Origin of the sequence: Colwellia sp. Bg11-28 (assembly GCF_002836245.1) — a bacterium.
Lineage (GTDB): Bacteria > Pseudomonadota > Gammaproteobacteria > Enterobacterales > Alteromonadaceae > Colwellia > Colwellia psychrerythraea_A.
This window is the reverse complement of record NZ_PJBA01000018.1, coordinates 571,309-584,662: the sequence shown is the minus strand read 5'-3', so window position 1 is coordinate 584,662 and position 13,354 is coordinate 571,309. Positions and strand designations below refer to the sequence as shown.

At 39.4% G+C, this 13,354-nt stretch carries 10 protein-coding genes; 9 read left to right on the top strand and 1 reads right to left on the bottom strand.

The genetic code is table 11. The features are described from left to right. Positions 1-15 precede the first annotated feature (15 nt). The 4 genes from CXF79_RS19760 to CXF79_RS19745 all read left to right on the top strand — a co-directional run bounded on the left by CXF79_RS19760 (position 16) and on the right by CXF79_RS19745 (position 7,695). Positions 16-2,715, top strand: a complete 2,700-nt coding sequence (locus tag CXF79_RS19760) for a tetratricopeptide repeat-containing sulfotransferase family protein (protein ID WP_101157396.1) — start codon at positions 16-18, stop codon at positions 2,713-2,715. Positions 2,716-2,785: 70 nt separating this feature from the next. Continuing rightward, complete coding sequence (locus CXF79_RS19755; protein ID WP_101157394.1) at positions 2,786-4,201, top strand: TolC family protein; 1,416 nt, start codon at positions 2,786-2,788, stop codon at positions 4,199-4,201. Then, positions 4,191-6,494 (top strand): peptidase domain-containing ABC transporter, encoded by a 2,304-nt coding sequence (locus CXF79_RS19750; RefSeq protein WP_101157392.1) that lies wholly within the window; start codon positions 4,191-4,193, stop codon positions 6,492-6,494. The genes CXF79_RS19755 and CXF79_RS19750 overlap by 11 nt, the downstream gene beginning before the upstream one ends. Next, on the top strand, positions 6,484-7,695 hold the full coding sequence (locus CXF79_RS19745; protein WP_011045055.1) for an HlyD family efflux transporter periplasmic adaptor subunit: 1,212 nt from the start codon (positions 6,484-6,486) through the stop codon (positions 7,693-7,695). The genes CXF79_RS19750 and CXF79_RS19745 overlap by 11 nt, the downstream gene beginning before the upstream one ends. Positions 7,696-7,816: 121 nt before the next feature. Here CXF79_RS19745 and CXF79_RS19740 read toward each other — a convergent pair whose 3' ends face one another. After that, a complete protein-coding gene (locus tag CXF79_RS19740; RefSeq protein ID WP_101157390.1) occupies positions 7,817-8,092 on the bottom strand; it encodes a metal/formaldehyde-sensitive transcriptional repressor in 276 nt (91 codons plus the stop codon). A gap of 104 nt (positions 8,093-8,196) precedes the next feature. Here CXF79_RS19740 and dmeF point away from each other — a divergent pair, with 104 nt between their 5' ends. The 5 genes from dmeF to CXF79_RS19715 all read left to right on the top strand — a co-directional run bounded on the left by dmeF (position 8,197) and on the right by CXF79_RS19715 (position 13,223). After that, the gene (gene dmeF / locus CXF79_RS19735; RefSeq protein ID WP_101157388.1) at positions 8,197-9,105 is read left to right on the top strand and encodes a CDF family Co(II)/Ni(II) efflux transporter DmeF; all 909 of its coding nucleotides are present in this window, start codon (positions 8,197-8,199) and stop codon (positions 9,103-9,105) included. A gap of 333 nt (positions 9,106-9,438) precedes the next feature. Beyond that, entirely contained in the window at positions 9,439-10,101 is a 663-nt protein-coding gene (locus tag CXF79_RS19730; protein WP_011045052.1) for a fused MFS/spermidine synthase, read from the top strand. Further along, positions 10,094-11,029 (top strand): spermidine synthase, encoded by a 936-nt coding sequence (locus CXF79_RS19725; RefSeq protein WP_101157386.1) that lies wholly within the window; start codon positions 10,094-10,096, stop codon positions 11,027-11,029. The genes CXF79_RS19730 and CXF79_RS19725 overlap by 8 nt, the downstream gene beginning before the upstream one ends. Positions 11,030-11,214: 185 nt before the next feature. Further along, a complete protein-coding gene (gene upp, locus CXF79_RS19720; RefSeq protein ID WP_011045050.1) occupies positions 11,215-11,841 on the top strand; it encodes a uracil phosphoribosyltransferase in 627 nt (208 codons plus the stop codon). A gap of 56 nt (positions 11,842-11,897) precedes the next feature. Continuing rightward, the gene (locus CXF79_RS19715) at positions 11,898-13,223 is read left to right on the top strand and encodes a uracil-xanthine permease family protein (RefSeq protein ID WP_011045049.1); all 1,326 of its coding nucleotides are present in this window, start codon (positions 11,898-11,900) and stop codon (positions 13,221-13,223) included. Positions 13,224-13,354 lie beyond the last annotated feature (131 nt).

Genomic DNA, 13,354 nt, shown 5'->3' with positions numbered 1-13,354 from the left:
TATGAAGAAGTAGTGATGAACGAATTAATTCTGTTGCGACAACTTGCCGAAAATCAACAATACCCTAGTTTGCTCGAATTAGCGCAATCACTTTGGTATGACAGCGGCAACCCAGCAGTATTGCCCTTGTTAGCTACAGCTAACGCCCATATGGGATTAAAAGAAAATACCCAAGCCTTATACCAACAATCGCTTAAACATTTTGACGTGCTTGATGTCGATGCCCGCTGTGATTTGGCTGTGGTGTTAATTGTGATGCAGCGTATAGATGACGCCATTAAAATGTTAAGTGATATCTTGATGGAACAAGGTAACCATGCATTAGCTCTGGCACGCTTAGCATACTGTTATTTAGCTTCTGGTCGCTTAGCTGAAGCACAACACTTTTTTGAAAAATCACTAATAATCACTCCTGAGCGCTTCATCGTACACCGCAATTTAGTGGCCGTATATATTGCACAAAATGAGCTCAACCAGGCACAAAAACAGCTCGATAGCGCAACAGAAGTGTTAGTTAATTATCATAAGGTCGGTGATCCGCTTTACCAGCAATATTGGTTTCAACTGAACACTACGCAATTACAACTATGGGTAGTACAAGGTTTATTTTGCCCTGCTGAAGAATGGCTTACTCAGTTAAGTGTGCGACAACAAGCGGGTGACTATGATGAAGCCGTATTAGTACAATACGTTAGAAGCTATAGCCAAGTGTTAGCGGAAAAAAATTTTCATCAACAAGCAACGAATATTCTACGTGAATACTTAAAGCAGTATAACAATAACGTAGAGCTATGCATGGCACTTGCTGAACTAGCGCAGGTACAAGGGCACTTTATGCAGGCGATTAGTTTACTGCAAAAAGCGTTAAAAAAGGATGAAGGAAATAGTGACCTTTGGGTGCAGTTATCAACAGCCTGCTTGCACCGTTTTGATAAAAAGGCACGCAAAGCGGCAGTACGGGCTGTCAGTTTGGCAGAAGCGCTAGAGATTACAGATGAACAATCCTTAGTGTTGATTAAAATGAAACAAGCACAGGCAAACAATGCTTTAGCTGAAGTGGAATGCCAAGAGCAAAATTTTGAAGTTTCAGAGAAGCTCTATCGTGATATTTTGGCTGAGCACAGCCATTTTTTACCGGCACTGCAAGGATTAGGTCAGCAACAAATGCAGCAGGGGAATATTGATGAAGCAGTAGCCTTGTTTGAACGTATTAAAGATATTGACCCACTGAAAGGGTGTTCGGCACTAATTAATGTCCGGCGTTTTCCTGATGATGTAGAAGCCTTAGATAAAATGGCTATCGCGGCCAATAAACCTAGCATGGAAGGCTCGTTGCGCGCCGGTATTTTGTTCCAATTAGCAGCCGCGTGGGAAAAAAAGAAGGACTATAATAAAGCCTTTAGATTTGCTGAACAGGCTAATAACGCCAGTAAAAAGTTTTTATCATACAATGCTCAAAAACACCGCGAAGACTGTGCAAGATTACGTGCTTGTTTTAACAAAACCTTGTATCAGCATCGTCCTAACTACGGTATTGAATCAACAATACCGGTATATGTGTTAGGCATGCCGCGCTCGGGTACTACTTTGGTTGAACAAATATTATCCGGGCACAGTGATATTTTTGGTGCCGGTGAGTTAGGTGTTATTCCGCAAGTTATACAAGGGATAAATCGCTGGGAACGCCACACTGGCTCTGGTCGACAATACCCCGATTGTATTGACGATTTTAATGCCGATACCATCGCAGGTATTGCCAATAATATGTTAAAAGAATTACAAGAACTCGCCGCTGAAACTAAGCCAGAATCAAAATATGTGGTGGATAAAATGCCGCATAATTTTGAAAATATTGGTTTAATTAAATTTTTATTTCCCAACGCTAAAATCATTTCAGTACGTCGCGACCCACGCGACATAGCTATGTCGAATTATTTTACTGATTATCAAGCTAAGCATGGCGGTATGGGCTTTGCCTATGATCTAGAGCATATTGGAGAACAATTAGCCGATCATAATCTGTTAATGCATCATTGGCAGCAAACCTTTCCTGATGAAATTCTAGAAATTAATTATGAAGATGTCGTTGACGACATAGAAGGCTGCGCCCGTAAAATGTTGAGTTATATTGGCGTAAACTGGCAACCCAAAGTACTTAAATTTAATGAGTTAGTACGTACAGTGAAAACAGCCAGTGTTTGGCAGGTACGACAACCTATTTATAAAACATCAAAAGGTAAGTGGCTGCGTTATCAAACTCGGTTAACACCATTAATCAAAGGTACTAATGCAAAAATAGTATCACACCCTATAACTGATTTGCTCACCTTGCCTGAGCCCGGTTTTTTAACTGACGGTGTCGCACTATACAAAGAGGGTAAGCTTGATGATGCTGAAATGTGCTTTAAAAAGATGCTACATCATAACCCTGGTCATGCAGCGTGTCATTATATGATCGGGCTGGTTTATTTGACTAAAAACCATGCTCAAGATGGTATTAGGCACTTTGAAAAAGCAGTTGCTAGCTGTCCTTGGCAAAAAGAATGGCGACAAAACTTATTGAAAGCATACGAGCAAGAAGGTGAAACCAATAAAATAGCGGCGTTTAAGAAAGGTAACCAACGAACGACTGCCAGTGATGCCAATAATGCCGTTACCTATGATGAACATTTCACCAGTGATGCTTTTACGACGAAAACGACAGTTTCTCAATAAAAAATAGCACAACTACGTCTTACTATTCAGACTTGAGGTGTTTATTAATCGAACAGAGGCTTAATATTTAATGCAAAAAAAAATGCAAAAAGTATGGACAACTAATGGCAGGTTAAGTCGCAGGTATTCCTTATCTATGCCTAGCTTGTCATTACTCATGTTGTCGTTAATCGTACTGGTATCAATGGCAATAGAGGCAGCAGAGTTTCAGGCCCAGTATACTCCTAATATAGAGGATAATACTTCGACTATGTCATCAGTTACGCTATTTAAACAGGGGGATTTTACACAACTTAAAAAGCGAACCTTACCACGTGATTTTTTAAACGCGTTACAAGCGGTTATCATTCATAACCCAGCATTAAAGGGCCAACAAGCGGCTCTTAATTCGTATGAGGCGGATATAGACAGTGCAAAAGCGAGACGCTACCCCACGCTGTCTGCACAGGCTAACAATTTAAATAATGATGCAGACCAAGGAACACTACGCTTAAATCAACCACTGTGGGCCTTTGGTAAAATAGATACGGCGATTGATGAAGCGACCGCCAATTATACCGCTGAGCAATGGGGCTTAATACAAAATCAGCGTGAGTTGATAAGCGATACCGCAAAAATTTACGCTAAAATACAAGGGATTAAACTACGTATTACCGTGGCAAAACAGAATATTAAGGAACATGAAAACTTACATGGTCGCATTTCTCGTCGTCAACAAGGTCAGTTAGCCTCTAATGCCGATACCCGCTTAGCTTACTCGCGTTTACTGCAAGCCCGTTCAAGATTACAACGTATTATGGGTGAGGAATTAGTGGCTCAAGCTGAGTTACAGGCATTAACACAAATACGGGTTTCAACGGAAGGCGCTATTGATGATAGTTTATTAGGTTTGCCCGATCGTTTGGTGGTTAATAAATTAGTAATGAAAAATGATGCAAATATTCGCTATAAGCGTGAGCAACTTAAGGTGGTGCGTTTAAATTTAAAACAGGAAAAAGTGGCATCACTGCCGACCATTTCTTTTCGTGTTGAGTATGATTTTTTAGATAACGATATAAATGTCGACCAAACTCGGGCTGGCTTAGTATTTGAAAGTAATATGGAAGGACTTGGCTTAGTAAGTGCAGGGCGTGTAAACGCCGCTGCTGCGCGTTTAAATGCCGCAGATGAAGAGGTGAAATCTGCCTTGAATGATGTTAGGCGCCAAGTTAATGTGTTAATGATTAATAGGGGCGTGCAGCGAGACTTAATGCGTTCACAAAAAGATATAGTAGATGAAGTTGAAGCGACGATGGCATCGTTTTTACGCCAATATAATTCAGGACGTAAATCATGGGTAGAAGTACTTAATAACCAACGCGAGCTAACAGAGTTACGTTTACAACTCGTACAGATAGCAAGTGATTGGCAACAGTTGTCGTTACAGTTATTGACCTTAATGGGAACCTTGGATGATCCCGCAGGATTAAAGCATTATGAACAGTAATCATATCGCAGAACAGCAAACTGTAGAAAACGCATCCCCACAAACTGCTGCACCCGATGTAGTCGATGAATTAACGTTAGAGCAGGCTTTATTACAACAAGCGCTGCCTGTTAACGTGTTAAAAAATTTATTGGATAAGTTAGAGACTTCGGTGCAAACAGGTGCTTTAGTTAACGCTTGTCAGCAGGCTGAAACGCAATTGCCACAAGCGCCGGTGATTAAACGACTGTACTTTGTTTTCAATGCATTAAAATTAAAAGGCATACAAGCAGCCCAAGTCAGGTGGACGCGTTTTGATCAACGTCGATTACCGGCCATGCTTTTTACGCACTCGGGCTGGATATTGGTTGAACATGCAAAAGAGAATAAGTTATTAGTGACGAATGAGGCAGGTGAGAGCGAGCATTGCACACACGAGCAACTCGAAACGGGCATTGTCTTGTGGCTGCGCGTCGCAAAAAAAAGTGAGCAAAGCTCCATTTTTTCATTAAAGGGTAATATTGCCGCTAGACTTGTATTTAGTAAAATGTTTAAAAATCGTCGTTGGTTAATCGATATTATCGTTGCCACGGTTATTATTAATGTTTTGGCGGTATCAACGGCTATTTTTGCAATGCAAGTTTATGATCGAGTGGTTCCAACTTTAGCGTATGCCACTTTAACTACCTTAGTCATGGGGATGTTTATTGTCGTTGTACTGGATTGGTTTTTAAAAACAATCCGTGCACGTACCTTAGACAGTGTGAGTTGTGCGGTAGATAAAGCGGTATCACAACAAGTATTTGACCATGTGATGCATTTGCAGTTAGATGAGCGCCCTCGTAGTTTGGGTACACTGGCCGCGCAAGTGAGTGGTTTAGATTCGGTCAGGCAATTCTTTAGTTCAGGGGTTGTTTTTGCTTTAGTAGACCTACCTTTCGCCTTATTTTTTATTGGTATGATTGCACTTATTGGCGGCCATATTGGCTGGGTTTATCTGATGTTATTACCTATAGCACTAACTTTAGGCTGGATGACACAAAGACGATTACGCCGATTACTTAAACAGCAAATGATGCGCTCTAATGAACGTCAAGGGTTATTAGTTGATGCTATTAAAGGCGCTGAATCTATTCGGGCGAATAATGCAACATGGCGTTTTTCAGCACAATGGCAAGAGATAACGCAAACTATTTCGAGCTATAATATACGCCAAAAAGCGATCAGTAATTTTGCCACTGTTAGTACAGGCAGTTTATCTACTGCTGCTTATATCAGTGCTATTGTTGTTGGTGTTGGCCAAATTGAAGCAGGTAATTTAACCATGGGGGCCTTGATTGCTTGTAGTATTTTAGGTGGCCGTGTTATTGCCCCTGTTGCACAAAGTGTGCAGTATTTTTCGCAGTGGCAAAATGTTGCGCAAGCATTAGAAATGGTGAATCAGGTATTATTATTGAACACGGAGCGCCGCGTAGATCAAAATTTATTATTACCTGATGAGTTACCTAAAAAAATCAGTTTAGACGGGATAATGTTTTCCTATCCTGAATCACCTATACGGCAATTAAATATTAATAAATTAACCTTTACTGCGGGTGATCGTGTTGTATTGCTCGGCGCGATAGGATCAGGTAAATCGACCTTACTTAAAGTGTTAGCAGGTTTATATAAACCTGCGGAAGGCAGAATTAAATTGGGTCAGGCTGACTTATGGGAAATAGAGCCCAATATTGTCGCTGATCAGGTCAGTTACTTACCCCAAAGTGTGCATTTATTTAAAGGAACTTTACGTAGCAATTTAGCATTATCTGGCGCGGTAAGTGACTCTCACTTGTTACAGGTATCTGAGCAACTTGGTATAGATAAAATTGCTGCGGATGATTCGTTAGGTATGGAATTAGCCATTAGTGAAGGTGGAGAAGGATTATCTGGTGGTCAACGTCAGCTGGTTGGTCTTGGTAGAACCTTTTTAGCACAACCTAAAATATGGTTGTTGGATGAGCCTACAGCGACTTTAGATAACGAATCGGAACAAAAAGTATTACAGGCATTGCTAGACAATGTTAAAACCGATGATATTTTAATTATTTCAACTCATCGCCCTGCTTTAGCGGCGAAGATGGCGAATCGCGTTATTGTGATGCAGCACGGTGAGATAATCAATGATGGGAAACCTGAGGATGTTCTGTCCAAAATCATGTCTAATGTTACGAAAAATAAAGCAACTGTCTCAAGCAGAGATACTCCAACATTACGCACACCAAAAGGTTTTGTCGCGGCTAATGTGAATCAAGGTGACAATCATGTTATTTGATAGTTTTTTTTCCAATGATGACGATAATCAAGAGTCAACTGCGCGTTTAGAGAGTTATTACCTGCGTAACTATTCATTAGTGTTATGGGGGATATTGATCGGGCTGGTTGTTTTTGTGCTGTGGGCTTCAAACTTTCGACTTGACCAAGTGGCACGAGGTACAGGCGAAGTGATTGCTAGTAGCCGTGTGCAAATTATTCAATCAGTTGATGGGGGAGTGATTTCCAATTTATATGTAAAAGAAGGGGATAGTGTTACTAAAGGGCAGGTAATTGCGACATTAGATACCACGCGTATTGGCGCTGCAGTGAAAGAGGTTGATGCTCGCCTTTCTGCATTAAGAGCAAAAGCAACGCGATTGCGTGCAGAAATTCTTGGCAATAAAACGTTAGTTTTTGCTGATGATTTACTGCGCTTTCCTGAGCAGATAAAGGTTGAACGTGCTTTATTTGAGCAAAAAAGTACCACCTTAGCTGAAGAGTTAAAGGCTTTAAAAAAGGGGGTGGATTTAGCGCGAGAAGAGTCTGAATTGATTAAAAAATTATCAGCGTCAGGTGATGTGAATCGTACCGAAGTTATTAGAGCCGCTAGAAGCTTGAATGACAGTGAAGCCAAATTATTGAATAGAAAAAATACTTACCTTGAAGATGCAGGGGCAGAGTTAGCAAAAGCTGAAGATGAAATTGCACAAAATGTACAAGTTTTAACGCAACGTAAACAACAATTAGAAGATAGTATTTTTAAGGCATTATTACCAGGCATAGTGAAAAATGTGCGCGTAACGACCATCGGCGGAGTCTTGCGCGCAGGGGAAGAGTTGATGCAAATAATTCCTGTGGGTGATGAGTTAATTCTTGAAGCGAAAATTAGTCCTGCAGATATTGCTCAAGTGCGTAAAGGACTTAATGCCACTATACGTTTTGACCCGTTCGATTACACTATTTATGGCGGTGTTATTGGTGAGGTCGTTTATGTTAGTGCTGACACCTTAAAAGAAGAAAAAGGCCAAGGTGAAGAGATTTATTATCGGGTACACGTTTCAACAAAAACAAACCCTGTGACAACGACTTCGGGTAAGGTTTTAGATATTTTACCGGGTATGACAGCTCAGATTGATATTAAAACAAGTGACCGTACAGTGTTGAATTATTTACTGAAACCTTTGCGTAAAACATTGGCAGAATCTTTTGGTGAACGCTAAATAACGTTAAGCACTACTTTTCACATTAACATTAATGCATAAGGTTGAATAAAAGGTAAACATCCACACTTTTTATTGATAACCCGTCTCGAAGAGAAAATGAAATTCGCCATCGCTCCTTTTATTTTAGATAACTCTTTAGAACAGTAATAACTTGCTCAACTTCTTCTGCTCTTTCTTCTTGAGTCAAATCATCGGCACCTAAATGTTCTCTCAAGTGACCTTCTAATACTTCTTTCATCAGTCCAGTAACAGCGCCTTTAATCGCCGCTACCTGTTGTAAAACAGCCATGCAGTCTGGCTCACCCTCTAAAACATTTTCTAAAGCAATAGACTGACCTTTTATCCGTCTAACGCGACTGAGCAACTTATTTTTACTTGCTATGGTATGTGACATCTTCTTCCTTTACTTGAAAATAAATATACAGGGGGGTAGTATATTTTATATTTAAAATATATGCTATTTCTAAGTAATGTAAAGTAATAAGTTTAGGAAGTTCAATGGAAAATGATAGTAGTATTCAATGGGAGCATTCTCATGATTTCGGTCTTGATAATAAACTTCATGAAAATAAAGTTAAAACTGTTTTCTGGTTAACCACAGTGATCATGGTGCTTGAAATCGGCGCTGGTACTTGGTCGGGCTCTATGGCCCTTCTCGCTGATGGTTGGCATATGGGCACTCATTCCGCAGCATTTTTAATTGCTATTTTCGCTTATTCTTATGCAAAAAAACATGCAAACAATAAGGATTTCAGCTTTGGTACTGGTAAGGTCAATTCTTTAGGTGGTTTTGCCAGTGCAATTGCATTAGCAATAGTCGCTTTGATGATGATCGTTGAGTCGGTTCAAAGGCTATTAGAACCACAATCAATTCATTTTAACGAAGCAATCGTTGTTGCCATTATAGGTTTAGTTGTAAATGTTGCCTCTGTTTTTATCCTACATGATGACCATCATCATGGAGAGCACCATCATGATCACGACCACAACATGAAAGCAGCCTACTTTCATGTGCTTGCGGATACACTCACGTCGTTATTAGCTATTGTTGCTTTATTAGTAGGAAAATATGTCGGCTTAATATGGATGGATCCTTTAATGGGGATTGTTGGCGCTATCGTAATCTTACGTTGGTCATATGGTTTAATTAAGGATTCTAGTAATGTTCTTCTCGATAAATCGGTAAAAAAATCAACGTTAGAACAAATTTCAAAGGCATTGAGCAAAAAAAATACAGTAATTAACGATATACATGTTTGGACAATAGCGACTGCTCACCAAGCTGCAATTCTTAAAGTAACTTCTGCGCAACCGCTTAATTCAGATGAATATGAAGGTATTTTAAGGGAAATTTTGCCGCAGCTTTCACATATATCCATTGAAATTCGCCATGATTATAGCTTATGACACTTTGAGATGACTGAATATCATGATGACTCCCACGGTTCATTGAAATAACGAAAGGCAATTATTTGGGGTCGTTAATAAGTGGTATAAGAGCTTTATTACTACAAGTATGATGCTCTTTTCATCATGATGATTTTATCTTATTTCATGATTTTCATCAGTTCGGAAAGAGCTACTTGTTATATTTTTGTGAAGCCAACTTGCTAATTAACATCTGAAATAATACAGAAAAGAACAACGTATTATTAGCTATATAGTGTTGCTTACTACCCAAAATCAGAAAAATAATTTACAGTGCTTATATAAATTTACATAATAAAAATTATATAAAGCATGCAAGAATCCAAAAATTCTATTAATTACAATAACCTTTTTATTTATTTTCTCGCTTTTACTAGTGGCTTTTCCATAATGTGTATTGAGCTGCTAGCAGGACGGATTCTTGCGCCGTTTTTTGGCAGCAGTGTCCATATATGGGGCAGCATCATCACAGTGTTTATGCTCAGTTTAGCGTTAGGTTATTTATTTGGCGGTAAGCTATCCACTCGCTCTGCATCACTTACCCGCTATGGTGCTATTTTCATTATTGCTGGTCTCACCTTGCTTCCAATAGTCACATCAAGCACTTGGTTAATGGAAAGTATTTTCTTAGCGATAGAGGATTCTCGTTATGGGTCTTTATTAGCCTCAACAGCACTCTTTTTTATTCCAACGATTATTTTAGGTATGTTATCCCCTTACTCGGTAAGATTGTTGGTAAGAAACTCTAATGAAAGTGGTCAAGTTGCCGGAAAGCTATATTTCGTTTCTACTTTAGGTAGTGCTATAGGTACCATTATTACTTCTTTTTACTTAGTCTTGTGGTTTGATATAGATACGATTGTGGTAAGTATTAGTCTGTTACTTAGTTTATTAGGTTTCATCACGATTGTGGTTGCAAAAGCGAACGAAAATTTATTTAAATCGAAAGCACAACGAGATATTAGTCATGCTTAATTCAGCAGGTAAGCTTATCTACGGCCTTTGTTTTTTGTTGGTAGTTTGTGTCAATAATGCAAAGGCTGAAGTTATTCACAGTGAGCGCTCTTTATATCGAAATATTCTCGTGGAAGATAATGGCGATTTACGTTGTTTAAAATTTAATGTTAAGAGTACTAAAACGCGGCAAAGTTGTCTTCTTAAGAGCCAGCCACAACAATTAGTGTTCAATTATACTAAACAATTACTCACAGGTTTATTGGTTAATCCTGAGCCCAAGCATATTTTGATCATTGGTCTAGGCGGCGGCACAATGTCAAATACCTTGCACCAATTGTTGCCTGATAGTTATATTGATAATGTCGAAATAGATGATAGTGTTATTAAAGTAGCTCGACAATACTTTGGTTTTTTAGAAAATGATCAAATAAAAACCTATAGTCAAGACGGGAGAGTTTTTGTCAAAAGAGCACTATTAAAGAAGCAAGAGTACGATTGGATTATACTTGATGCTTTTAACGGTGATTATATTCCAGAGCATTTAATGACCAAAGAGTATCTAGAAGAAACTAAACGTTTGCTTTCTCCCCAAGGTATACTCACAGCTAATACCTTCTCTTCTAGTCAGTTATATAGATATGAATCAGCAACATATAAAGCTGTTTTTGGTGACTATTATCAAGTGAGTAATCCTGATAATAGTAATCGAATAATATTAGCCCGTAATAGTGGACTTGATGAAAACCTTTACAAAGAGCTAGCGGCTGCAGAGCAAAGCGAAAGTATCACTCAGTTAGCGATTAAATTACTCGCCATTGGTGTCGAGGTAAAGCAACTTTATAAAAATATAAAATCAACTGCTACACATCAAGACTGGCCCGATGATAGTCCAGTACTAACGGATCAGTTTTCTCCAGCGAACTTACTTAATATTGATGTTGATTAACGGTGACGTTACTACAAAAAGTTGACTACAATTTTTACTAGCGAGAAATAATTTTCTCGTTAGTAATTACCACAACTCATTTTCTTTGATCTTGCTGACTAAGTAGAGAAATATAGTTAAAATCTCTCCAATATCCGATCAATTTATGTGAAAATAAGCAAAATTTTTTCATTGGATTATAAAGCATGTCAGTATTTGAAATAAAACACCCTCTAGTACAACACAAAATTAGCCTAATGCGCGCCAAAGACATGAGTACGCGCAGCTTTCGTCAATTATCAGCAGAAGTCGGCTCCTTATTAACTTACGAAGCGACTAAAGATCTTGAATTGGAAAACTTCCAAATGGAAGGTTGGGATGGTGAAATTACCGGTCAACGTCTAGTTGGGAAAAAAGCGACTGTAGTGCCAATTTTACGTGCTGGCATCGGCATGTTGGACGGTGTATTAGAGCTAATGCCTAGTGCAAAAATTAGTGTCGTGGGTCTTTATCGTGATGAAGAAACGCTTGAGCCCGTTACTTATTTCGAAAAGTTAGCTGGTGATATAGATCAGCGCCTCGCCTTAATTATCGACCCGATGTTAGCGACTGGCGGTTCAATGAATGCGACCATCGACATATTAAAAAAAGCAGGTTGTAATGACATTCGTGCTTTAGTATTAGTCGCTGCACCAGAAGGCATTGAGAAGGTTAAAAGTGCTCACCCAGATGTAGATATCTATACCGCATCGATAGATGATCATTTGAACGAGAGTGGTTATATCATTCCTGGTCTTGGGGATGCAGGCGATAAAATATTTGGCACCAAATAAAGCTAGTCAATAGTCGCGAATGAATTTAATAATAAAACCACTTAATAGGACGTTTTATGTCAGAACCTTCTTTAGATAAAAGTAGCTTCAACCAACCTTCTTGGCGTAATGCCCTTGCTGGGTTGCAAATGCTGTTCGTCGCTTTTGGCGCATTGGTATTAATGCCGTTAATCACAGGGTTAGACCCAAGTGTCGCCTTATTTACAGCAGGTATTGGTACTATTCTATTTCAGTTTATTACCAAGCAGCAAGTGCCATTATTTTTGGCATCTTCGTTTGTATTTATTGCGCCAATAGCCTACTCAGTCCAAACCTGGGGTATTGCAGTAGCTATGGGCTCTTTATTCGTAACTGGCTTAGTCTATGTACTGATTGCCAGCGTCGTTGCCGTTCGTGGTGCTGGTTTTTTACATAAGCTAATGCCTCCGGTAGTAACAGGTCCTATCATTATGGTTATTGGACTCAGTCTTGCGCCGATCGCAGTAAATATGGCTATGGGTAAAGCTGGTGATGGCTCAGCTGTGCTGTTCCCTTATGCTGACTCACTAATTGTTTCTATGTCGGCATTAATAACCACATTATTGGTTGCGACATTAGGTAAAGGCATTTTCCGTTTAATTCCAATTATGGCTGGAGTGTTTGTTGGCTATATCATGGCGTCAGTTATGGGCATGGTCAGTACAGAAGCCATTGCTAATAGTGAATGGTTCGCCATTCCTAACTTTGTAACACCAGAGTTTAATTTAACCGCTATTCTTTTCATGCTACCTGTAGCCATCGCACCTGCAATTGAACACGTCGGTGATATCATCGCGATTGGTAGTGTAACCGGTAAAGATTACACTAAAAGTCCTGGTTTACACCGCACACTATTAGGTGATGGCCTAGCTACTTCACTAGCTTCGTTATTCGGTGGACCGCCAAACACCACCTATTCAGAAGTTACTGGTGCGGTAATGCTCACTAAAATGTTTAACCCTAAGATCATGCTTTGGGCTGCCGCTTTTGCTATTGGCCTCGCATTTGTTGCTAAGTTTGGACTTGCACTGCAAACCATTCCAGCACCAGTTATGGGCGGTATCCTGATCCTGCTTTTTGGTTCGATCGCAGGTGTAGGTATGAACATTCTAATAAAAGCTCAAGTAGACCTTGCTGAACAACGTAATCTGGTAATTGTCTCAACTACGTTAGTCTTTGGTATTGGTGGCATGGCTATTGGCAATGATGACTTTAGCTTAACAGGTATTAGTTTATGTGGTTTAGTCGCCATTGCACTAAATGCAATTATTCCACAAACCCAGCTTGAAGAAGAGAGCCTTGTACAAGAAGAAACTATTGTAGAAGATCTGGTTGAGCATGCTAAGGGCAAAGAAATTAACTAAAACATTCTCTGTTAATTGAAACAACTAATACCAATTCCATTAAGTTTGTGAGCTGATTGCGTAGGAAAAGTAATTCAAGGGTAGGTGCTTGATTGATCAATAGCAGGTTATTGGGATTGAGAGCAACGCTG